Consider the following 22555-nt stretch of genomic DNA (forward strand, 5'->3'; position numbering starts at 1 on the left):
AATTCCGTCGCTTTCCCTGTCCGGCAGTGGACCCGGGGGGTCATTGTGCCGTACCCGGCTGTGTGTCCACCGTTCGATGAACGTCCGCGGCTGCGGACGCCCCCGGATCCCGGGCGCCGGGGCAACATCCGGGCAGGCGCGGGCCGTTCACGGCGTACGGAAGTCGGCATCGCCCGCCGGGAGGAATCCCCGCCCTGCGGGTTGACGGCGCGGAGACGGGGCGCGGAGCGAGAGGCACCGGGCTCGAAGCGAAAGGGACAGGGCCGGACCGCCGGGCAGAGGTCCGGCCCCCGGGTTCACGCCAGGCGCGACGTGAGCACCTCGACGAGCTTGTCGAGGGCGACCGCCTGCTGCTCCCCGGACTCCATCTCCTTGAGCTGGACCACGCCTTCGGCCAGGTCCCGCTCCCCTGCGACGAGCGTATAGGCGGCGCCCGAGCGGTTCGCCGACTTCATGGCCGACTTGAGCCCCTTGCCGCCGAAGGAGAAGTCGGTGGCGATCCCCGCCTTGCGCAGCTCGGTGACGACGCCGAAGAGCACCCGCCGCGCCTCCTCGCCGAGCGGAACCGCGAAGACGCTGGTCGTGGCGGGCAGGTGGAGATCCACACCCTCCGCCTCCAGGGCGAGGACCGTGCGGTCCACCCCGAGCGCCCAGCCGACGGACGGCAGGGAGGGCCCGCCGATCATCTCGGACAGACCGTCGTAGCGGCCGCCGCCGCCCACCGCGGACTGCGAGCCGAGGCCGTCGTGCACGAACTCGAACGTGGTGCGCGTGTAGTAGTCGAGCCCGCGCACCAGCTTCAGGTCGTCCTCGTAGACCACACCGGCGGCGTCCAGGAGTTCACGTACCTCCTTGTGGTACGCGGTGCACGCATCGCACAGGTGGTCCGGCATGGACGGCGCACCGGTCAGCTGCTTCTGCACCTCGGCCCGCTTGTCGTCGAGCACCCGCAGCGGGTTGATCTCGATCCGGCGCCGGGTCTCCTCGTCGAGGTCGAGGCCGCGCAGGAAGTCCTGGAGCGCGGCCCGGTAGACGGGACGGCACTCCTTGTCGCCGAGCGAGTTCAGCAGGATGCGGAAGTTCCTGAGGCCCAGCGAGCGGTAGGCCTGGTCGGCCAGGATGATCAGCTCGGCGTCGAGCGCCGGGTCCTCGGCGCCGATCGCCTCGGCGCCGACCTGCGAGAAGTGGCGGTAGCGGCCCTTCTGCGGGCGCTCGTAGCGGTAGTACGAGCCCGAGTACCAGAGCTTGACCGGCAGATTGCCTGCCTTGTGCAGATTGGCCTCGAGGGCGGCGCGCAGCACGGAGGCGGTGCCTTCCGGGCGCAGGGCGAGCCGGTCGCCGCCCTTGGTCTCGAAGGCGTACATCTCCTTGGTCACGATGTCGGTGGACTCACCGACACCGCGCGCGAACAATTCGACGTTCTCGAAACCGGGGGTCTCGACATAGCCGTAGCCGGAGTTCTTCAGCGGCGCCGAGATCGCGTCCCGTACCGCCAGATACGTCGCGGAGTTCGGCGGCAGCAGGTCGTACGTGCCCTTGGGGGCCTGAAAAGTGCTCACGGGAGAAGTCTCGTCACATTCCTCGTCGGGGAGCTTCCATGCTGCCCTGATCCTGGCGGCTGTCGGCCACCTGCCGCAGATAGGGGTTGGTGGCGCGCTCGCGGCCGATGGTCGTCTGCTGGTTGTGCCCGGGCAGGACCACGGTCGAGTCGTCGAGCGGCAGGACCACGCGGGCCAGCGATTCGAGCATCTCGTCCATGGAGCCACCGGGGAAGTCGGTGCGTCCGATGGAGCCGGCGAAGAGCAGGTCGCCCGAGAACAGGATCGGAGGGATGTCCTCCGCCTCGGGCAGCCCGAAGGTCACCGACCCCCTGGTATGTCCGGGCGCGTGCGAGACGGTGAGTTCGAGACCGGCGAGCTCCAGCTTCGCGCCGTCCGTGAGCTCCTTCACATCGTCCGGCTCCCCCACGGTGAGCTCACCGAGCAGCTGCTGCCCGAAGGCCCTGCCCAGCGCCTTCTCCGGGTCGCTCATCATGAACCGGTCCTCGGGGTGGATCCAGGCCGGCACATCATGCGCTCCGCACACCGGGACGACCGAGGCGACATGGTCGATGTGGCCATGGGTGAGGACGACGGCGACGGGCTTGAGCCGATGCTTCCTCAGCGCTTCCTCGACTCCTTCGGTGGCCTCGTGGCCAGGGTCGATGATCACGCACTCCTCGCCCGCGGCGGGGGCCACCAAGTAGCAGTTGGTGCCCCAGGCCCCGGCGGGGAACCCGGCAATCAGCACGATCGTCCTTACTTTCGGTACGGGAGTTGCGGCGAGCAGCCGACGGGGCTGCGGATCAAACCCTACCGGCGCGGCTCGGCCCACAGCGAACCCATATACGGTACGGGCAGACTTCGGACAGGCAGATCGAACGTACGAGGAGAGACCCGGTGGTCAGCAGCGAACAGCGGCGGAAGCAGCTCGCGCGGGAGAAGTTCCTGCGCCAGCAGCAGCGACGCGAGTCGGCACGGCGCAAGGCCAAGCAGCGGAACGCGATCATCGCGTCCACCCTCGTGGTGGTCCTCGCGGCGGGCGGCGGCGCGTGGGCGGCCGGTGCCTTCAAGGACGACAAGGAGGCCTCCTCCGCCGGCTCGGACCCCTCCGGCACGCAGTCGCCGGGCCCGGAGGAGTCCTCGCCGACGCCGGAGCAGTCGCCGGCTCCGAAGATGGCCGTCGACAAGAAGGCGAAGTACACCTTCGCCATCAAGACCAACGAAGGCGACCTCTCCATCGCGATGGACGCGGCGAAGACCCCGGAGACGGTCAACTCCTTCAAGCACCTCGCCGACAAGGGCTTCTTCGACGACACGAAGTGCCACCGGCTGACCACCCAGGGCATCTACGTCCTGCAGTGCGGCGACCCCGAGGGCACCGGCATGGGCGGCCCCGGCTACTCGATCCCGGACGAGAACCTGGACGGCCTCGGCAAGGCCGGCGCCGACGGCTCGGTGACCTACCCGGCAGGCACCGTGGCGATGGCCAACGCGGGCCCGAACACCGGCGGCAGCCAGTTCTTCCTCGTCTACAAGGACTCGAAGCTGCCGCCCGCGTACACGCCGTTCGGCGAGATGGACAAGGCCGGGCTGAAGATCGTCGAGGCGGTCGGTGAGGCCGGAGTCGCCGAGGGCAGCCAGAGCCCGGGTGACGGTGCCCCGAAGAAGGCCGTCACCATCGAAAAGGCGACGGTGAAGAAGAACTGATCCCTCGGGATTCGCTGGCGCTGGATGCGGACAGCCGCCCTGCTCGTCGCCTATGTTGGCGTTGTGCAGGGCGCTGTGAACGGCGGCCCTGAGGAAACTGTGGACGATGCCCCGGGCCGACGGACCCGGCCGAGCATCATGTGGAGGAGGCGCTGTGAGCAGCGACCCGTGGGGCCGCGTCGACGAGGCGGGGACCGTGTACGTGCGTACGGCCGACGGCAGTGAACGAGTGGTCGGCTCGTGGCAGGCAGGCTCGCCGGACGAGGCGCTGGCCTACTTCAAGCGCAAGTACGACGGACTCGTCGTCGAGATCGGCCTCCTCGAGCGCCGGGTGAAGACGACGGATCTGTCGGCGAAGGACGCCACGACGGCGATCGAGCATCTGCGTGAGCAGATCACCGACGCCCATGCCGTCGGTGACCTCGACGCCCTGGCGAAGCGTCTGGACAAGCTCGTCGAGTCCGTCGAGTCGCGCCGTGAGGAGCGCAAGGCGCAGAAGGCCAAGCAGGCCGACGAGGCGAAGCACGCCAAGGAGGCGCTGGTCGCCGAGGCCGAGGAGCTGGCGCAGAGCGAGCAGTGGCGCAACGCCGGTGAGCGGCTGCGGGCGCTGGTGGACACCTGGAAGGGTCTGCCGCGTCTGGACCGCAAGTCCGATGACGAGCTGTGGCACCGCTTCTCGCATGCCCGCTCCGCGTTCTCCAAGCGCCGCAAGGCCCACTTCGCCGCCCTCGACGCGCAGCGCGAGGAGGCCCGTAAGACCAAGGAGCGCCTGGTCGCCGAGGCCGAGTCGCTGTCGAACTCGACGGAGTGGGGACCGACCGCGGCCCGCTACCGCGATCTGATGACCGAGTGGAAGGCCGCGGGCCGCGCCCAGCGCGAGCACGAGGACGATCTGTGGAGCCGCTTCCGCGGTGCCCAGGACGTCTTCTTCACGGCCCGCAGCGCGGTCTTCGCCGAACGCGATGCGGAGCAGGGCGAGAACCTGAAGCTCAAGGAGGAGCTGGCCGCCGAGGCCGAGAAGCTCCTGCCGGTCTCGGATCTGAAGGCGGCCCGTGCCGCGTTCCGTTCGATCAACGAGCGCTGGGAGGCCATCGGCCACGTCCCGCGGGACGCCCGTCCGAAGGTCGAGGGCCGGATGCACGCGGTCGAGCGGGCCATCCAGGACGCCGAGGAGACGGAGTGGCGCCGGACGAACCCGGAGGCGCGTGCGCGTGCCGAGGGTCTGACCGGTCAGCTGCAGGACGCGGTGGACAAGCTGCGCGAGCAGGTCGAGGCGGCCCGCGCCGCGGGCAACAACGCCAAGGCCGACAAGCTGCAGAAGGAGCTGGACGGCCGCAAGGCACTCCTGGACCAGGCCCTGAAGGGCCTTGAGGAGTTCGGCGGCTGACACCCGCAGTTTCGGTCATACGGAAGGGGCTTGCGTACGCGAGGTACGCAAGCCCCTTCCGTATGCCGGGAGTCAGGGCGTATGCCGGGAGTCAGGGCCTGCGCGCCGACGTCACCCGGTACACGTCGTACACGCCCTCCACACCGCGTACCGCCTTCAGGACATGGCCGAGGTGCTTGGGGTCGCCCATCTCGAAGGTGAAGCGGGAGGTGGCCACCCGGTCCCGGGAGGTCTGCACCGCCGCGGACAGGATGTTGACGTGCTGGTCGGACAGGACGCGGGTGACGTCCGAGAGCAGCCGGGAGCGGTCGAGGGCCTCGACCTGGATGGCGACCAGGAAGACCGAGGACTGGGTGGGTGCCCATTCGACCTCCAGGATCCGCTCGGGCTCCTGGGAGAGCGAGTCCACGTTGACGCAGTCCTTGCGGTGCACGGAGACTCCGCTGCCGCGCGTGACGAAGCCCATGATCGGGTCGCCCGGCACCGGTGTGCAGCAACGCGCCAGCTTCACCCAGACATCGTCCACGCCCTTGACGACCACGCCCGGATCGGCGCTGGAGCGGCGCTTGGTGCGGCCCCGGGTCGGCGGGGCGGTCTCGGCGATGTCCTCGTTGGCCGCGTCCTCGCCGCCGAGCGCCTGGACCAGCTTCTGCACGACGTTCTGCGCGGCGACATGGCCCTCGCCGATCGCCGCGTACAGCGAGGAGATGTCGGGATAGCGCATCTCGTGCGCGAGCGTCACGAGGGAATCGCCGGTCAGGATCCGCTGGATGGGCAGATTCTGTTTGCGCATCGCGCGGACGATGGCTTCCTTGCCCTGCTCGATCGCCTCGTCGCGGCGCTCCTTGGAGAACCAGGCGCGGATCTTGTTGCGCGCCCGCGGCGATTTGACGAAGCCGAGCCAGTCGCGGGAGGGTCCGGCGCCCGCTGCCTTGGAGGTGAAGACCTCCACCAAGTCGCCGTTGTCCAGGGTGGATTCGAGCGGGACCAGGCGCCCGTTGACCCGTGCTCCTATGGTGCGGTGGCCGACCTCGGTGTGCACGGCGTAGGCGAAGTCGACGGGGGTGGCGCTCGCCGGGAGCGCTATCACGTCGCCCTTCGGCGTGAAGACGAAGACCTCGTTGCGGGACAGGTCGAAGCGCAGGGATTCGAGGAACTCGCTGGGGTCCTCGGTCTCCTTCTGCCAGTCGAGCAACTGGCGCAGCCACGCCATGTCGTTGAGGTGGTCGTCCTTGCCGGCGCCCTTCTTCGGGACGTCGGTGCGGACCTTGGAGGCGCCCGCGACGGCCTCCTGCTTGTACTTCCAGTGCGCGGCGATGCCGTACTCGGCGCGGCGGTGCATGTCGAAGGTGCGGATCTGCAGTTCGACGGGCTTGCCGCTGGGGCCGATCACCGTGGTGTGCAGCGACTGGTACATGTTGAACTTGGGCATCGCGATGTAGTCCTTGAACCGGCCGGGTACCGGATTCCATCGCGCGTGCACCGTGCCGAGGGCGGCGTAGCAGTCGCGGACCGTGTCGACGAGGACGCGGATGCCCACGAGGTCGTAGATCTCCGCGAAGTCCCGGCCGCGGACGATCATCTTCTGGTAGACGCTGTAGTAGTGCTTCGGCCGGCCGGTGACGGTGGCCTTGATGCGGGCCGCGCGCAGATCGGCTTGGACCTCGTCGGTCACTATGGCCAGGTACTCGTCGCGCTTGGGGGCGCGCTCGGCGACGAGGCGGACGATCTCGTCGTACATCTTGGGGTAGAGGATCGCGAAGGCGAGGTCCTCCAGCTCCCACTTGATGGTGTTCATGCCCAGGCGGTGCGCCAGCGGAGCGTAGATCTCCAGCGTCTCGCGGGCCTTCTTCTCCTGCTTCTCGCGCTTGAGATAGCGCATGGTGCGCATGTTGTGCAGGCGGTCGGCGAGCTTGATGACCAGGACCCGCGGATCCTTGGCCATGGCGACGACCATCTTGCGTACGGTCTCGGCCTGTGCGGCCTCGCCGAACTTGACCTTGTCCAGCTTGGTGACGCCGTCGACGAGCAGGGCGACCTGGTCGCCGAAGTCGCGCCGGAGGGTGTCGAGGCCGTATTCGGTGTCCTCGACGGTGTCGTGCAGGAGGCCCGCCATCAGCGTCGCCGGGTCCATGCCGAGCTCGGCGAGGATCGTGGTCACCGCGAGCGGGTGGGTGATGTACGGGTCGCCGCTCTTGCGCTTCTGGCCTCGGTGCCAGCGCTCGGCGACCTGGTAGGCCTGCTCGATCTGGCGGAGCGTCGCGGTCTCGATCTTGGGGTCGTTGCTGCGCACAATCCGCAGCAGGGGCTCCAGGACCGGGTTGTACGGGTTGGAGCGCTGCACGCCCAGCCGGGCCAGGCGGGCGCGCACCCGGTTCGAGGAATTCGAGCGGGAGCCGCCGGCAGGGGCGGCGGGGTTCGTACGGGCCGGTGCGGCGGGCGCCGGGCGCATCGGAGGCGCCGGGGAACGCTCGGGAGGCTTCGGCTTCGGGCGGGGGTTCTCGGCCGCCGGTTCGCTCTTCGCGCCCACGGCAGCGGCCGCCGCGGCCGTGGGGTCGGCAGAGGCCTCTGCCTCGGACTTCGCGGCGGTGAGTGGCTGTCGGGCCTCGTCTGGCAAGAGCGCTCCTCGGGCAGGATCCGGCCCCCCGATCAGGTCCGGACTGCCATGGTATCGATCCTTGGCCGTCCGCTCGTGCCCGACGGTGGAGGCCCTGCTCCGGCGCGGGTGCCGCGCAGGCCCCCGGATCGCCGCCGAAGCGCCGTTGAGGGCGGGTCCCGGGAGCTTCCGGGACCCGCCCTCAACGGAGTGAAACCAGGGTCAGACGACCAGTACCGCGTCCAGTGGGGCGCCGTCGAGCGCGGGCTCGAGACGGGCCCGGCCGCCCAGGAAACCGAGTTCCATGAGCACGGCCACGCCCGCGATCTCGGCTCCGGCCCGCCGCACCAGGTGCAGGGAGGCCTCGGCCGTGCCACCGGTGGCGAGGACGTCGTCGATGACCATGACGCGGTCTGCCGCGCACAGGTCCTCGGCGTGCACCTCGATCTCGGCGCTGCCGTACTCCAGCTCGTAGGCCTGCTTCAGGGTCGCTCCCGGGAGCTTCCCGGCCTTGCGTACGGGGACGAAGCCGAGGCCCGCGCGGATCGCGACCGGGGCCGCGAGGATGAAGCCCCGCGCCTCCAGGCCGACGATCTTCGTCGCGTCGTGCCGTACGCAGAGCTCGGCGAGCTCGTCCGTGAGCACCGAGAAGGCGGCCGGATCGGCGAGCAGCGGCGTGATGTCCTTGAACATCACCCCGGGCTTCGGATAGTCCGCCACATCGCGGATCCGGCTGAGCAGCAGTTCACTCGCCTCGGTCATCGGCGCTTCCCTGAAGGACGGCCACGCCCGCGGCTGCGGGACTGCGGCTGGGTACGGCGCTGGCTCACGACCGGTCCCGCGCCCACCGGGGCCGGCTCGTCCTCGGCCTCGGCCTCGGTGGGCTCGTCCTGCGGCTCGGCGGCGCGGGCGTCCTCGTCGGTGCCGCCGGCCTGGGCCTGCCTTGCACGCTTGTGGAGCACCCGCTGATTGTGCGCCTTCACGGCCGGTTCACGGTTCTTCAGGTCGACGACGACCGGCGTGGCGATCATGATCGACGAGTACGTACCGGCGGCCAGGCCGACGAAGAGGGACAGCGCGATGTCCTTGAGCATGCCGCCGCCGAGCAGACCGGCACCGATGAACAGCAGCGCGGCCACCGGCAGCAGGGCGACGATCGAGGTGTTGACCGAGCGCACCACCGTGCCGTTCAGACCCTGGTTGGCAAGCTCCGGGTAGGTGTGCCGTACGTCGTCGCCCAGGGTCGCGGTCTTCTCCCTGACCTTGTCGAACACGACGACCGTGTCGTAGAGGGAGTAGCCGAGGATCGTCAGCAGACCGACGACCGTGCCAGGGGTGACCTCGAAGCCGACGATGGCGTACACGCCCACGGTGATCACGAGGTCGTGGAGGAGAGCGACCAGCGCGGCCAGCGCCATCCGCCACTCGAAGGCGATCGCCAGATAGACGCTCACCAGGACCAGGAAGATCACCATGCCGGTGAGGGCCTTGCTCGTCATCTGGTCGCCCCAGCTGGGGCCGACCAGTTCCGCGTTCAGCTCGCCGGCCGGGATGCCGAGCTCCTTGGCGACCGCCTCGCGGGTCGTGTCGGAGGTCTCGGTGTCGAGGCCGGTCACCGTGATGCGCAGCGAGCCGTTGCCCAGGCGCTGCACCTTGGCGTCGCTTCCGGAGGCCGACGAGGCGGTGGAGCGCGCGTCCTCGACCGACAGCTTGGTGTCGGCCGGGGTGGTGAAGACGGCCCCGCCCTGGAACTCGACCCCCATCGTAAGGCCCTTGAAGCCGAGACCGGAGAGCGAGATCGCGACCAGGACCAGCGAGATCAGGTACCAGAGCTTGCGACGGCCGACGAAGTCGATGCCGCCGTCGCCGTTGTGCAGCCTGGCACCGAGAGTGCCCATCCGTGACATCTCAGGCCTCCTTCGGTTCGGCGGACGGGGCGGCGGCGCGGCGGCGGCCCCGGATCGGAGGGGTGACACCCAGGCGCTTGGGGTCCAGGCCGGACAACGGGTGCCCGCTGTGGAAGAACTTCCGCCGGGCCAGCAGGGTCGTCAGCGGCTTGGTGACGCCGAACACGATCACGACGTCGAGCAGCGTGGTCAGACCGAGCACGAAGGCAAAGCCCTGGACCGTGCCGACTGCGGCGAAGAACAGCACCACGGCGGCCAGGAACGACACCACATCGGACACCAGGATGGTACGCCGGGCGGCGGGCCAGGCGCGCTCGATGGCGGGGCGGATGGACCGGCCGCCGCGCACCTCGTCCCTGATGCGCTCGAAGTAGACGATGAACGAGTCGGCCGTGATGCCGATGGCCACGATGGCGCCGCACACTGCGGGCAGACTCAGCGCGAAGCCGACGGCAGGACCCATCAGCGCCATGATCACGTAGGTCATGCCGCCCATGAGGGCGAGGCTGGCGATGGCGACCACGGCGAGTGCCCGGTAGTAGAAGACCAGGTACACGACGACGAGAACCAGGCCGATGGCACCGGCGATCAGGCCGGCCTCGAGCTGCTCACCGCCGAGCGAGGGCGAGATCGTGACGACGTTCGCCTCCTCGAAGGTCAGCGGCAGGGAGCCGTACTTCAGCATGTTCGCCAGCTCGTTGGCCGACTCCTGCGTGAAGGACCCGGTGATCTCCGCGTTCGCACTGAGCGTCTGGTTGACGCTCGGCGCGGAGACGACGTTGTTGTCGAGGACGATGGCGAACTGGTTCATCGGGGGCTGCTGCTGGGAGAGCTGCCCGGTGATCTTCGCGAACTTCTTCGAGCCGCCGCTCGTGAAGTCCATCGTGACCTTCCAGATGCCCTGCTGCTGGTCGATCTCGGCATTGGCGTCGTCGACGTCCTTGCCTTCGACCTCGGCGGGGCCGAGCACGTACTTCTCCCACTGGCCGATGCTGTTCTCGCCACAGGCCACGATGGGTTCGCTGGGCTTGCTGCCCCGCGCGACCGAGGTGCGCTGCTTCTTGTCGGTGCAGTCGAGCGCGGCGAACCTGGCCTGCAGGTCGGCGGCCTGGTCGGCGGACTCGTCGGGGCTGGGGCTCGGGGAGGCCTTCGGGTCGTCCGAGGTGCTCGCCGAGGGAGACGGGGTGGTGTCCTTCAGGGCGTCGGTGACGGCGCGGCCCTGCGGGGTCGCGCTGGAGTCGGCGGAAGGTGTGGCCTTGTCGTCCTCGCCCTTGCCGGCGTCCTTGTCCTGGCCTGTCTCGTCGTCCTTCGCGCCGCTCTCGGAGGCGGAGGGCGTCGGCTCGGTCGAGACGTCCGGGGTCTGCTTCGGGTCTCCGGCCGCGACCTGGAGCACGGGGCGGAAGTAGAGCTGGGCGGTGGTGCCGACCTGCTCGCGCGCCTGCGCCTCGTTCGTCCCCTTGGGGATGTTGACGATGATGTTGCGGTCGCCCTGGGTCTTGACCTCGGCCTCGGACACGCCCAGACCGTTGACACGGCGCTCGATGATGTTGACCGCGGTGTTCATGTTGGTCGGGTTGATCGCGTCCGCGCCGCCCGGACCGTCGGGCCTGGCCTCGAGCGTGATGCTCGTGCCGCCCGCGAGGTCGATGCCCAGGCGGGGAGTGGTGTGCCCGGACAGGAACATCCCCCCGGTGAGCGCCACCATGATGATTGCGATCAGGGCCAGAGCGCGTCCCGGCCTGGGCTGGCCGCTCTGCCTCCTGCCCTTCTTCGGTGCTGCCACCTTCTCGTTTCTCCCTGTCCAACCGCCCGGGCAGCCGGCTCGTGACCGGTATGCGGACCCTTGGCGGCCATGAAGTGGTGTCGAGAGACCACGCGAGAACGCACGATCCAGGGACCGCGCGGCAGGTATGCCCGCCGCGGCCCCTCGATGTGACTTACTTCGCGTCGCCCTCGCCGTCGGTCTTCTTCGCCTCGACTTCGGCGTCGGCGTCCTTCTTGCCGAGGTCGACGGGCGAGTCGTCGGCGGAGGCGTCGGTGGCCGGCTCATCGCCCCCGGTCAGGGAGGAGGCGTCGTCGGGAACGGAGTCGACCGAGACGTCGTCGGTGCCGACGCCGTGGACGATGCGGTTGTACTCCTCGTCCTCGAGGACGGCGCCGATCGAGTTCTTCGCGTAGATGGCGTGCACGCCGGGGGCGACCTCGAGCGTGGCGGTCTCGTCGGTGACTTCCTTGACGACCGCGTACATGCCCCCGATCGTGCGGACGCCCGTGCCGGGCTGCATCTGGTTGCGCATCTCGACCGCCTGCTGCTGCTTCTTCTTGGCGGAACGGGTCATCATGAACATGACGCCGATGATCAAGATGAACGGAAGAAGGCTCAAAATACTCACGGGACGGGCTTCCTTCGCACGACCGCGCAGATGAGCGGCCTGTTGAATGGGGGTGGGCACACCGCCCGCAAGGGCGGCATCGGCGGAGTCTAAGCGAGTCCGCACGAATGGAACAACGCTCAGCATGGCACCGGGGTTCCATGCGGGGCGAGCGTCCGGGCCGTCACGCCCCGAACAGGTCTCCTTGTCCGCCTCGTCCACCCTGCTGCGCCGCCCCGCCCCCGTACGTCTGCGGCGCCGTCAGGCCCAGGTGGGCCCAGGCCGCGGGGGTGGCCACCCGGCCGCGCGGGGTCCGGGCGAGCAGCCCCTCCCGTACGAGGAAGGGCTCGGCCACCTCCTCCACGGTCTCGCGCTCCTCCCCCACCGCGACCGACAGCGTCGACAGGCCGACCGGGCCGCCGCCGAACAGCTTGAGCAGCGCTTCGAGGACCGCACGGTCGAGCCGGTCGAGTCCGCGGGCGTCCACCTCGTACACCCCGAGTGCGGCCTGGGCGATCTCCCGGCCGATCCGTCCGTCGGCCTTGACCTGCGCGTAGTCGCGGACGCGGCGCAGCAGACGGTTGGCGATGCGCGGGGTGCCGCGGGAGCGTCCGGCGATCTCGGCGGCTCCTTCGGTGTCGATGTGCACATCGAGCAGTTCGGCGGAGCGGTGGATGACGCGCTGCAGTTCGGCGGGCTCGTAGAACTCCATGTGCGCGGTGAAGCCGAAGCGGTCGCGCAGCGGCGGCGGCAGGAGGCCGGCCCGGGTGGTGGCTCCGACCAGCGTGAACGGCGGCAGCTCCAGCGGGATGGCAGTGGCGCCGGGACCCTTGCCGACGATGACGTCGACCCGGAAGTCCTCCATCGCCATGTAGAGCATCTCCTCGGCGGGCCGCGACATCCGGTGGATCTCGTCGAGGAAGAGGACCTCGCCCTCCTGGAGGGAGGAGAGGATCGAGGCGAGATCGCCCGCGTGCTGGATCGCCGGACCGCTGGTGATGCGGATCGGCGCTTCCATCTCGGCCGCGATGATCATGGAGAGGGTGGTCTTGCCGAGGCCGGGGGCTCCGGACAGCAGGACGTGGTCGGCGTTGGCGCCGCGTTGACGCGCGGCCCTGAGCACGAGGTCGAGCTGCTCGCGCACCCGCTCCTGGCCGACGAACTCGGCGAGCGACTTCGGCCGCAGCGCCGCCTCGACAGCCTGGTCCTCGCCGTCCGCGGCGGAGCCGACGAGCCGGCCGGTGCTGTCCTCGGCCGGCTGTGCGGTGTCGTCCCAGTTCACGGTGGAGTGCCTCGCCAGTTCGTGGTGGTGGATGTACGGGGTGGTGGATGTACGGGGTGGTGGATGCACTGGGTGGGGGTGCGCAGGGTCAGCGGGTGCGGTTGAGGGTCTGCAGGGCCGCCTTCAGGAGCGGACCGATCTGCGGGACACCCTCCGTCGCCTCGGCCTGCGGGGTGACCGCGGTGACGGCGTCGTCCGCCTCCCGGCTCGCATAGCCCAGGCCGATCAGGGCCTCGTGCAACTGCTCGCGCCAGGAGGCGGTGGCCTGGGCCCCGGCCGCGGGCGCGGTGCCCAGCGGTGCCCCGAGCCGGTCCTTCAGTTCGAGCAGCAGCTTCTGCGCGCCCTTCTTGCCGATGCCCGGCACCGCGGTCAGCGCCTTCTCGTCGCCGGTCGACACCGCACGGCGCAGGGCGTCCGGCGCGTGCACGGCGAGCATGGCCTGGGCCAGGCGCGGGCCGACCCCGCTCGCGGTCTGCAGCAGCTCGAACGTCTGCCGCTCGTCGTCGTCGGCGAAGCCGTACAGGGTGAGGGAGTCTTCGCGTACGACCAGGGACGTCGCGAGCCTGGTCTGCCGACCGACTCGCAGCCCGGACAAGGTGTTCGGGGTGCACTGCACGGCCATGCCGACACCGCCGACCTCGACCACCGCGGCATCGGGCGCGAGGGCGGCGACGGGGCCGCTGACGAAAGCAATCATGTGGTCCGGCCTTTCGGGGCGGGCAGGGCTGTGGCTTGCTTGCGGCGGCCCTCGGCGGTGGCCTGCCTGAGACGTTCCTCGGCGGCGGCCTTCTTGAGACGTTCCTCGGCGGCGGCCTGCTTCAGGCGCTGCTCGGCGACGGCCTCCTGGAGGCGGCTGTGTGCGGCGGCCCGCTGCAGCCGGTGCTGCGCGGGGGCGCGCCAGATGTGGCAGATGGCGAGGGCCAGGGCGTCGGCGGCGTCCGCGGGCTTCGGCGGGGCGTCGAGCCGCAGCAGACGCGTGACCATCGCGCCGACCTGCGCCTTGTCGGCCCGTCCGCTGCCGGTGACTGCCGCCTTGACCTCGCTGGGGGTGTGCAGGGCCACGGGGAGACCGCGGCGGGCGGCGCAGAGCATCGCGACGGCGCTGGCCTGGGCGGTGCCCATCACCGTCCGTACGTTGTGCTGGCTGAACACCCGCTCCACGGCGACGCATTCGGGCCGGTGCTCGTCCAGCCACTCTTCGATGCCCTGCTCGACGGCGACGAGCCGCGCGCCCAACTCGGCGTCCGCGGGGGTGCGGACGACGCCGACGCCACGCATGGTGAGCGGCCTGCCCGCCACGCCTTCGACAACCCCGACACCGCACCGGGTCAGTCCCGGGTCGACCCCCAGCACCCGCACCGCTCACCCCCTGCTTGGTTCGCCTGCTGTGTTCGCTCGCTTGTTTGTGCAGGCTATCTGTTGCCACCGACAACGGCCGACACCGACAAGGCGACGGGGCCGGGACGGGGCCGCGACGGGACGGGCGAACGAGACCGGCAGAGCAGCGACGCCGGGACGGACGAAGCGGCGGGCCGACGGGAAACTCCCGTCGGCCCGCCGCTCATTGACCTGGCAACCTGCCGAAGCCGAGACTCAGGCGTCGACCTTCTCCATGACCTCGTCGGAGACGTCGAAGTTGGCGAAGACGTTCTGCACGTCGTCGCTGTCCTCCAGCGCGTCGATCAGCTTGAAGATCTTGCGCGCGCCCTCCTCGTCCAGCTCGACCTGCATGGTCGGGACGAAGTTGGCATCGGCCGAGTCGTAGTCGATCCCGGCTTCCTGGAGCGCGGTGCGCACGCCGACCAGGTCGGTGGCCTCGGAGAGCACCTCGAAGGACTCACCGAGGTCGTTGACCTCCTCGGCGCCCGCGTCGAGCACCGCGCCGAGGACGTCGTCCTCGGAGAGCTCGCCCTTGGGGACGATCACGACGCCCTTGCGGTTGAACAGGTACGAGACGGAGCCCGGGTCGGCCATCGAGCCGCCGTTGCGCGTCATGGCGACACGCACGTCGGACGCGGCACGGTTGCGGTTGTCGGTGAGGCACTCGATGAGCACCGCGACACCGTTGGGGCCATAGCCCTCGTACATGATCGTCTCGTAGTCGGCGCCACCGGCCTCGAGGCCGGCACCGCGCTTGACCGCGGAGTCGATGTTCTTGTTCGGGACCGAGCTCTTCTTCGCCTTCTGGATGGCGTCGACGAGCGTCGGATTGCCTTCGGGGTCGGCACCGCCGGATCGCGCGGCGACCTCGATGTTCTTGATCAGCTTCGCGAAGAGCTTGCCGCGCTTGGCGTCGATCACGGCCTTCTTGTGCTTCGTCGTGGCCCATTTAGAGTGGCCGGACATCTGCCTGTCTCCTTCGCGTAACCAATCTCTGTACGAACGACAGAGATCCTACCGGGCTCCTGCTGCGGCTTTGGCCCGCACCTTGGCCCGCACCATGTCGACGAACATTCCGTGCATGCGGTGGTCGCCGGTGAGTTCCGGGTGGAACGACGTCGCCAGGACGTCTCCTTGACGTACGGCGACGATGTGGCCCTCGTGCTCGGCGAGCACCTCGGCCGCGGCGCCGACCGATTCCACCCAGGGCGCGCGGATGAAGACGCCCTCGACCGGGCCGAGGCCCGCGACGTCGACGGAGGCCTCGAACGACTCGTTCTGCCGCCCGAACGCGTTGCGCCGGACGATCATGTCGATGCCGCCGATGGTCTCCTGGCCGGAGCGCGGGTCGAGGATCTTGTCGGCGAGCAGGATCAGGCCCGCGCACGTGCCGTAGACCGGCATGCCGCCGCGCACGCGCTCACGCAGGGGCTCGAGGAGGCCGAAGAGCACGGCCAGCTTGGAGATCGTCGTGGACTCGCCGCCCGGGATGACCAGGGCGTCGACCTCGGCGAGTTCCTCCGGGCGCCGCACCGGCCTGGCCACGGCGTCGGCCGTGGCCAGGGCGGTGAGATGTTCCCGTACGTCTCCTTGGAGTGCGAGCACTCCGATCACAGGAGTCTCGGGCATGGCTGTTACCAGCCCCGGTTCGCGTAACGCTCGGTCTCGGGGAGCGTGTCGCAGTTGATGCCGACCATGGCCTCGCCCAGGTTGCGGGAGGCGTCGGCGATGATCTTCGGGTCGTCGTAGAAGGTGGTGGCCTTCACGATGGCTGCGGCGCGCTTGGCCGGGTCGCCGGACTTGAAGATGCCGGAGCCGACGAAGACACCCTCGGCGCCGAGCTGACGCATCAGGGCCGCGTCGGCCGGGGTGGCCACGCCGCCCGCGGAGAACAGCACGACGGGCAGCTTGCCCAGCTCGGCGACCTCCTTGACCAGCTCGTACGGGGCGCGCAGCTCCTTGGCGGCGGCGTACAGCTCGTTGTTGTCGTAGCCTCGCAGGCGGGCGATCTCGTTCTTGATCTGGCGCATGTGGCGGACGGCCTCGACGACGTTGCCGGTGCCGGCCTCGCCCTTGGAGCGGATCATGGCCGCGCCCTCGGCGATACGGCGCAGGGCCTCGCCCAGGTTGGTGGCGCCGCAGACGAACGGGGTCGTGAAGGCGAACTTGTCGCTGTGGTTGACCTCGTCGGCCGGGGTGAGGACCTCGGACTCGTCGATGTAGTCCACGCCGAGGGACTGCAGGACCTGCGCCTCGACGAAGTGGCCGATGCGGGACTTGGCCATGACCGGGATGGAGACGGCCCCGATGATCTCTTCGATCATGTTGGGGTCGGACATCCGGGCCACGCCGCCGTCCTTGCGGATGTCGGCGGGGACGCGCTCCAGGGCCATGACGGCGACGGCACCCGCGTCCTCGGCGATCTTCGCCTGCTCGGCGTCGACCACGTCCATGATCACGCCGCCCTTGAGCTGCTCGGCCATGCCGCGCTTGACGCGCGCGGTGCCGGTCGCGGGGGTGGCGGAGTTGTCGGGGGTGATGGTGCTAGCCACGGATGACCTCACTGAAGTGACGAAAACGGTGATGGCTACAAGCCAACGTCAGCGAGCAGTCCACAACAAGGGCCAATGAGGAGCCGGTGGCTCATTTTCGCCTACGCGGCCGACGTACTGCCTGGTCAGAGGCAGGCCCCGGGCCGGATGCACCCCCACCACCCAGGCACCCCCACCGGTCCCACCGGTCAGGCGCCCCCACCGGTCGGGCGCCGCCCGGCGGCCCCTGCGCGACTCAGGACCCGGGCCGGTCGGCCAGCGCGGCGGGCGGCTCGTCGTCCATCTCGAAGGCCATCGGGAACGGCGCGTGGCCCGCGAGGCGGAACAGCCGCACCTTGCGGTGGCGCCGCAGCGCCCGCGCCGCGCGTACGGCGTCGTTGTGGAAGCGGCGCGCCATCGGCACCCTGCGGACCGCCTGGGCCAGTTCCTCGGCGGCGGACTCGCCGCCGGGCGCCTCGCGTACCGCCTCGACCTGGTCCGCGTCCGCGAACACCGCGCGCAGCGCCTGGCTCAGTTCACTCTCCGCGACCTCGCGCTGGTCCTCCTCGGACTGGCGGGCGGCATGCGCGGCCTCGTAGAGGACGATCGAGGCGGCCGGGTCGAGCACGTTCGACGTGGCGAGCTCCTGGGCGACCGAGGCGCGGCGCAGGAGCTGGGCGTCGAGGGCCGCCCGTGCCGCGTCGATCCGGGTGTGCAGCCGGTCGAGCCGTCCGGCCGTCCAGCTCAGGTACAGGCCGACGGCGATGAGCGCGACGGCGATCCAGATCAGGGTTACGGTCACGGGCGGCAAGGCTACCGGGGCGCCTCGGTAGTCGACGCAGGCCCCGTCGGTCCGTGGCCGGGCAGGCTCCGCGACCGGGCCAGGCGCCGCGGCTGAGGCAGGCGCCGCGGCTGAGGCAGGCGCCGCGGCTGGGGCAGGGTCGGTCAGTCCGTGGCCGGGGCAGGGTCCGTCAGGGGCAGCGAGCGCAGGCAGCGGATGGCCAGGTCCGCCGGTGAGCCCGGCCCGGAGGTTCCCGCATCGCTCTGCGCCCAGACCTCCAGGGAGATCCGTATGGCATCGGTCGCCGCCGCGGCGGCGAGCCGGTGCTGCAGCGAGTCCGTCCCCGGCCCGGCGAGCCGGGCCACGACCGGGACCAGCCGTTCCTCCGACTCCTGGTTGACCCGGTACCAGACGGCCCGTAGCGCGGGGTCGCCCTCGGCCGCGCGCAGCAGCGTACGGGTCCGCTCCAGCCCCTCGCGCGCGGCCTCCCCCGGCTCGGCCAGTGAGGCGGCGGCCGCGGCCTCCAGCGCCTGCCGCAGGGGCGTGCCGGGGTCCGTGGCGGCGAGCAGGGCGCGCCAGTGCTCGCCGCCGGCCGCGAGCAGCGGCCCGACGGCGTCCTGCTTGCTGCGGAAGTAGCGGTAGAAGGTGCGCAGGGCGACGCCTGCGCGCTGCGCGATGTCCTCCGCGGTCGTGGCATCGGGGCCGTGCTCCGTAAACAGCTCCATGGCCGCCCGCGCGATGTCCAGCTGGGTGGCCGCCTTGCGTCGTTCGGTGAGGGTGCGGGGCTGAGTGTTCACGGGCCTCAGCCTAATCGAACCCATCCCCAGTTGGCGCGAAACGCAGGTGTGGCAAAACGTGCCACCTAGGCGTACCGTGTAATTGAAAGAGCAAACAGCGGGCCGCAATCCGCGCGCTCGCCCGCAGGAAACGGGATGCGCCATGAGCACCACACAGATCTTGAACCGCTACGAAGGCCGCCGCGCACTCGTCACCGGCGGTGGTTCCGGCATCGGCCAGGCCACCGTGCTGCGCATGCTGGCCGAGGGCGGTCACGTGGCCGCCGCCGACGTCAGCGAGGCAGGTCTCGCCGACACCGAGGCCAAGGCGGGCGAGAACGCCGTTCGCCTGACCAAGGTCGTCGTGAACGTCGCCGACGAGGACTCCGTCAAGGCCGGCGTCGCCCAGGCCGTCAAGGCGCTCGGCGGGCTGGACGTCCTCGTCAACGCGGCAGGCATCCTGCGCTCGGGCCACACCCGGGACGTCAGCCTCGCCGACTTCAACCAGGTCATCCAGATCAACCTCGCCGGCACGTTCCTGATGATCCGCGAGTCACTGCCCGCGCTCCTCGAAGGCAACGGGTCCGCGGTCGTCAACTTCTCGTCCACGGCACAGAACTTCGCCCACCCCTACATGGCGGCGTACGCGGCGTCCAAGGGCGGCATCCAGTCCATGACGCACGCCCTGGCCATGGAGTTCAGCAAGCAGAACATCCGCTTCACCTGTGTCCAGCCCGGCTCCATCTCCTCCGGCATGACGGACGGCAGCGGGCAGTCCAAGCAGTCCGTCGGCCCCGGCCTGCCCGAGGACGCCGACCTGTCGCTGCTCCAGAAGACCGCGCCGATGCTCCAGGTCGGTGAGGGCCCGTACAACTTCGCGGGCCCCGACTCGGTCGCGTCCGTGGTGGCGATGCTGGCCTCGCACGACGGCTACTTCATCACCGGCACCGAGGTGCGCATCGACGGCGGAAGCCATATGTGAGGAACAGCTCGCGGCCCTCGCCGTACGGGCCCACAAGCGGTTCGACCGGGCCGACCTGCTCCCGGAGCTGTGCGGTCACCAGGTGGCCGCACAGCTCACGTCGGTACAACTCAGGTTCGTACAACCCAGGCTCGTACGGGATCAGTCCCGCGCCCGCGCGAACCTGGCCCGCAGCCCGCTCGATCGCTCGTCCGTGGCCACCGAGGCCGCCCCGTCCGCCACCGTCTCGTAGACCGCGAGGATGTCCGCGCCGACCGTCGACCAGTCGAAGCGGCGCACGTGCGCGCTGCCGCGCTCGCTCAGCTCCGCGCGGCGGTCCTCGTCGCCGAGGAGCCTTACCGCGGCCGAGGCCAGGGCGTCCGCGTCCTCGTTGGCGAAGAGCTCACCGGCGGCCCCCTGGTCGAGGACCTGGGCGAAGGCGTCGAGGTCCGAGGCGAGCACGGGCGCGCCCGCGGACAGGGCCTCCACCAGGATGATGCCGAAGCTCTCGCCGCCGGTGTTCGGCGCCACGTAGACATCGACGCTGCGCAACAGCCGCGCCTTGTCCTCGTCGCTGACCATGCCGAGGAACTCCACCCGCGAGCGCATCTCCTCGGGGAGCGAGGCGACGGCCTCCTCCTCGTCGCCGCGGCCGGCGACGAGCAGCCGGGTGTCCGGGCGCTCGGCGAGGATCTTCGGCAGCGCCTTCATCAGGACGGGCAGCCCCTTGCGGGGCTCGTCGATCCGGCCGATGAAGCCGATGGTGCCGCCCTCCCGTCGCCCGCCACCCCCCTCAACCGAGCTTCGCGCCCCTGCTGACTGCCACTCCGCCTTGGGCTCGGCGCGCGCGAAGAAGTCCACGTCGACGCCGTTGGGGATGAGGACCGCGTCGCCGCCGAGGTGCTCGACGAGCGTGCGCCGCGCGTACTCGCTGACCGCGATCCGCGCGCTGATCTTCTCCAGTGCGTGCTGCAGGATCGGGTACGCCGCCACCATCGCGCGCGAGCGGGCGGTGGAGGTGTGGAACGTGGCCACGATCGGGCCCTGCGCGGCCCAGCAGGTCAGCAGACCGAGCGAGGGCGAGGCGGGCTCGTGGATGTGCACCACGTCGAAGGTGCCGTCGTGCAGCCAGCGCCGCACCCGCGCCGCGGAGAGGAAGCCGAAGCTGAGCCGCGCGACCGAGCCGTTGTACGGCACGGGCACGGCGCGGCCCGCCGAGACCACGTACGGCGGCAGGGGTGTGTCCTCGTCCGCGGGGGCGAGGACGGAGACCGTGTGGCCGAGGCCGATCAGATGCTCGGCCAGGTCGCGGATGTGGAACTGGACGCCGCCCGGCACGTCCCAGGAGTACGGGCAGACGATGCCGATCCTCACCGCGTCCCCTCACCGGGAAGCGGGCTCTCGGAACGGCGGCCCTCAGAACGCTCGTCCTCGGAGCGCTCGTCCTCGGAACGCTCGTCCTCGGAAGCTCGGCCCGCGGGGCCAGGCGCCTTGCTCGGGTCCAGGTCCGAGAGCCACAGCCGCTGCAGCATGTGCCAGTCCTCCGGATGTTCGGCGATCCCCGTGGCGAACGCGTCCGCCAGGGCCTGCGTCATCGAGGACGTCTTCTCGGCCCGGGTACCTGTCTCCGGCACGTCGACGGGTGCGTGGACCCGTCCCTTCATCACCGGCGTCTCGTCATACCAGAGTGTCACGGGCAGCAGCAGCGCACCCGTCTGCTGGGCGAGCATCGCCGGACCGGCGGGCATCCGCGCGGTCTCCCCGAAGAACTTCACCTCCACCCCGGAGGCGGACAGATCACGGTCGGCCACGAGGCAGACGAGACCGCCGGCCCGCAGCCGCCGCGCGAGGGTGCCGAAGGCCGAGCCGCCGGTGTGCGGCAGGACCTCCATGCCGAGGCTGCCGCGGTACTCCACGAACCGGTCGTAGAGCGATTCGGGCTTGAGGCGCTCCTGCACGGTGGTGAACGGGGTCTCCAGCTCGGTGGTGACCCACGCGCCGGCCAGGTCCCAGTTGGCGAGGTGCGGCAGGGCGAGTATGACGCCCTTGCCGGAGGCGAGACCGTCCGTGAGGTAGTGGACGTCCTTGACGTCGAAGCCGCTCTTGATGCGCTCCTTCGACCACGCGGGCAGCCGGAAGGACTCCATCCAGTACCGCATGTACGACCGCATGCCCGCCTTGGACAGTTCCGCCAGGCGCTCGGGGCCCGCGTCCGGGACGACGCGTGCGTAGTTCTCCTCGAGCCGCCGGACGCCCTTGCCGCGCTTCTTCCAGGCGAGGTCGGCGATGGTCCGTCCCAGGCGTACGGCGACCGGCTCGGGGAGCTTCTTGACGGTCCCCCAGCCCAGCCCGTACAGGGCGTCCGTCAGCCTCTCCGCGGCCGTCGCGGCCTTGCCCGCCGTCGCGGCCCTGCCCACCTTCGTGCTCCGCTCGTCCGTCCCGCTCATGATGCCGCCTCGCTCCCCCGTGCCGCGCTCTCGCTGCCCTGCGCGGTGTTCCCGTTGCTCCGTGCCGCGGTCCGGTCGCCCTGCGCCGCATCCTGATCGTCCTGCGCCGCATCCTGATCGCCCTGCGCCGCGTTCCCCTCGGCCGCCGCCGCATCCGCCTCGGCCGATTCTCGTCGTACGGTCACGACCCGCTGCCCCAGCGTCACCAGGCTGCCCGCGGCGACGATCCACAGCGCGATGGGAAGCAGCACGTCGATCCCGGGCACCCCGAACGCGTGCAGACCGGCGAGACCGGCCGCGACCAGCGAGATCACCAGGCGCTCGGCGCGTTCGATCAGTCCGTTCACCGCGACGGGCAGGCCGATCGACTCGCCGCGCGCCTTCGTGTACGAGACGACCTGGCCGCTCGCCAGGCAGAAGATCGCGACCGCGCACAGCACGTTGTCGTCGCCCTTGCCCGCGTACCAGAGCGCGAAGCCGCCGAAGATCGCGCCGTCGGCGACCCGGTCGAGCGTCGAGTCGAGGAAGGCGCCCCAGCGGCTGGAGATCCCGGCCTGGCGCGCCATGTTCCCGTCCACCAGGTCGGAGAACACGAACAGGGTGATGACGATGGTGCCCCAGAAGAACTCCCCGCGCGGGAAGAAGTACAGCGCACCGGCCACCACACCGGCCGTCCCGATCAGGGTCACCGCATCGGGACTGACCCCGCGGCGGAGCAGAAACGCGGCGAACGGCGTGAGAACACGCGTGAAGAACGCACGCGCGTACTTGTTCAGCATGGCCTTCGAGCCTCTTCCCAAGGGGGGTGGCGGGCCGCGCGGCCCCAGCGGCCACCGGCGGGCCCATCGTAGTCACGGAGCGCTCGCCGCCACCTGCCCAGGTCTGCC

Annotated in this window: 20 protein-coding genes and 1 pseudogene; 3 read left to right on the forward strand and 18 right to left on the reverse strand. The window is 70.4% G+C overall.

Annotated features, from left to right (window positions below; translation table 11 throughout):
* Window positions 1-296: 296 nt before the first annotated feature.
* Window positions 297-1559: a histidine--tRNA ligase gene (hisS, locus tag ACLF6P_RS05760; protein WP_415948576.1), complete on the reverse strand. Its 1263-nt coding sequence runs from the start codon at window positions 1557-1559 to the stop codon at window positions 297-299.
* Window positions 1560-1572: 13 nt separating this feature from the next.
* A complete protein-coding gene (locus ACLF6P_RS05765; protein ID WP_415948577.1) occupies window positions 1573-2289 on the reverse strand; it encodes an MBL fold metallo-hydrolase in 717 nt (238 codons plus the stop codon).
* Between the two features lie 149 nt (window positions 2290-2438).
* Between ACLF6P_RS05765 and ACLF6P_RS05770 the strand changes: the two genes are divergently transcribed.
* A complete protein-coding gene (locus tag ACLF6P_RS05770; RefSeq protein ID WP_415948579.1) occupies window positions 2439-3248 on the forward strand; it encodes a peptidylprolyl isomerase in 810 nt (269 codons plus the stop codon).
* A gap of 154 nt (window positions 3249-3402) precedes the next feature.
* Window positions 3403-4635 carry a DUF349 domain-containing protein gene (locus ACLF6P_RS05775; protein ID WP_415948580.1) on the forward strand — a complete coding sequence of 411 codons (1233 nt, stop codon included), beginning with the start codon at window positions 3403-3405 and terminating at the stop codon, window positions 4633-4635.
* Between the two features lie 91 nt (window positions 4636-4726).
* On the opposite strand, the gene ACLF6P_RS05780 is transcribed toward ACLF6P_RS05775, so the two are convergent.
* The 13 genes and pseudogenes from ACLF6P_RS05780 to ACLF6P_RS05840 all read right to left on the reverse strand — a co-directional run bounded on the left by ACLF6P_RS05780 (window position 4727) and on the right by ACLF6P_RS05840 (window position 18305).
* Window positions 4727-7252, reverse strand: coding sequence for a RelA/SpoT family protein (locus ACLF6P_RS05780; RefSeq protein ID WP_415948581.1), 2526 nt, complete (start codon window positions 7250-7252; stop codon window positions 4727-4729).
* 201 nt (window positions 7253-7453) lie between these two features.
* Window positions 7454-7993 carry an adenine phosphoribosyltransferase gene (locus ACLF6P_RS05785; protein WP_415948583.1) on the reverse strand — a complete coding sequence of 180 codons (540 nt, stop codon included), beginning with the start codon at window positions 7991-7993 and terminating at the stop codon, window positions 7454-7456.
* Window positions 7990-9138, reverse strand: a complete 1149-nt coding sequence (gene secF / locus ACLF6P_RS05790) for a protein translocase subunit SecF (RefSeq protein WP_415948584.1) — start codon at window positions 9136-9138, stop codon at window positions 7990-7992. Before secF ends, ACLF6P_RS05785 begins: the two co-directional genes overlap by 4 nt.
* Window position 9139: 1 nt before the next feature.
* Window positions 9140-10921 carry a protein translocase subunit SecD gene (gene secD, locus ACLF6P_RS05795; RefSeq protein ID WP_415948586.1) on the reverse strand — a complete coding sequence of 594 codons (1782 nt, stop codon included), beginning with the start codon at window positions 10919-10921 and terminating at the stop codon, window positions 9140-9142.
* Between the two features lie 154 nt (window positions 10922-11075).
* On the reverse strand, window positions 11076-11531 hold the full coding sequence (yajC, locus tag ACLF6P_RS05800) for a preprotein translocase subunit YajC (RefSeq protein ID WP_415948588.1): 456 nt from the start codon (window positions 11529-11531) through the stop codon (window positions 11076-11078).
* Window positions 11532-11694: 163 nt separating this feature from the next.
* Window positions 11695-12792 (reverse strand): Holliday junction branch migration DNA helicase RuvB, encoded by a 1098-nt coding sequence (gene ruvB, locus ACLF6P_RS05805; RefSeq protein WP_415948639.1) that lies wholly within the window; start codon window positions 12790-12792, stop codon window positions 11695-11697.
* Window positions 12793-12880: 88 nt separating this feature from the next.
* A complete protein-coding gene (ruvA, locus tag ACLF6P_RS05810; protein ID WP_415948590.1) occupies window positions 12881-13489 on the reverse strand; it encodes a Holliday junction branch migration protein RuvA in 609 nt (202 codons plus the stop codon).
* A gap of 161 nt (window positions 13490-13650) precedes the next feature.
* Window positions 13651-14151, reverse strand: a pseudogene (gene ruvC, locus ACLF6P_RS05815) (crossover junction endodeoxyribonuclease RuvC); the annotation flags it as partial.
* A gap of 234 nt (window positions 14152-14385) precedes the next feature.
* Window positions 14386-15138, reverse strand: a complete 753-nt coding sequence (locus tag ACLF6P_RS05820; protein WP_415948591.1) for a YebC/PmpR family DNA-binding transcriptional regulator — start codon at window positions 15136-15138, stop codon at window positions 14386-14388.
* A gap of 48 nt (window positions 15139-15186) precedes the next feature.
* On the reverse strand, window positions 15187-15801 hold the full coding sequence (gene pdxT, locus ACLF6P_RS05825) for a pyridoxal 5'-phosphate synthase glutaminase subunit PdxT (RefSeq protein WP_415948592.1): 615 nt from the start codon (window positions 15799-15801) through the stop codon (window positions 15187-15189).
* Window positions 15802-15806: 5 nt separating this feature from the next.
* Window positions 15807-16724, reverse strand: coding sequence for a pyridoxal 5'-phosphate synthase lyase subunit PdxS (pdxS, locus tag ACLF6P_RS05830; RefSeq protein ID WP_415948593.1), 918 nt, complete (start codon window positions 16722-16724; stop codon window positions 15807-15809).
* 235 nt (window positions 16725-16959) lie between these two features.
* Window positions 16960-17505: a LemA family protein gene (locus ACLF6P_RS05835; RefSeq protein WP_415948594.1), complete on the reverse strand. Its 546-nt coding sequence runs from the start codon at window positions 17503-17505 to the stop codon at window positions 16960-16962.
* Between the two features lie 143 nt (window positions 17506-17648).
* Window positions 17649-18305, reverse strand: a complete 657-nt coding sequence (locus tag ACLF6P_RS05840; protein WP_415948596.1) for a TetR family transcriptional regulator — start codon at window positions 18303-18305, stop codon at window positions 17649-17651.
* Window positions 18306-18423: 118 nt separating this feature from the next.
* On the opposite strand from ACLF6P_RS05840, the gene ACLF6P_RS05845 reads away from it, so the two are divergent.
* A complete protein-coding gene (locus ACLF6P_RS05845) occupies window positions 18424-19242 on the forward strand; it encodes an SDR family NAD(P)-dependent oxidoreductase (protein ID WP_415948597.1) in 819 nt (272 codons plus the stop codon).
* 141 nt (window positions 19243-19383) lie between these two features.
* Here the strand turns inward: ACLF6P_RS05845 and ACLF6P_RS05850 are convergent, their stop codons facing one another.
* The 3 genes from ACLF6P_RS05850 to pgsA are packed head-to-tail and all read right to left on the reverse strand — an operon-like array spanning window position 19384 to window position 22447.
* Complete coding sequence (locus ACLF6P_RS05850) at window positions 19384-20595, reverse strand: glycosyltransferase family 4 protein (protein WP_415948598.1); 1212 nt, start codon at window positions 20593-20595, stop codon at window positions 19384-19386.
* Window positions 20592-21668: a phosphatidylinositol mannoside acyltransferase gene (locus tag ACLF6P_RS05855; protein ID WP_415948600.1), complete on the reverse strand. Its 1077-nt coding sequence runs from the start codon at window positions 21666-21668 to the stop codon at window positions 20592-20594. The genes ACLF6P_RS05850 and ACLF6P_RS05855 overlap by 4 nt, the downstream gene beginning before the upstream one ends.
* Entirely contained in the window at window positions 21665-22447 is a 783-nt protein-coding gene (gene pgsA / locus ACLF6P_RS05860) for a phosphatidylinositol phosphate synthase (RefSeq protein ID WP_415948601.1), read from the reverse strand. The genes ACLF6P_RS05855 and pgsA overlap by 4 nt, the downstream gene beginning before the upstream one ends.
* Between the last annotated feature and the right edge of the window lie 108 nt (window positions 22448-22555).

Source organism: Streptomyces lothianensis (genome assembly GCF_047779955.1).
Taxonomy (GTDB): Bacteria; Actinomycetota; Actinomycetes; order Streptomycetales; family Streptomycetaceae; genus Streptomyces.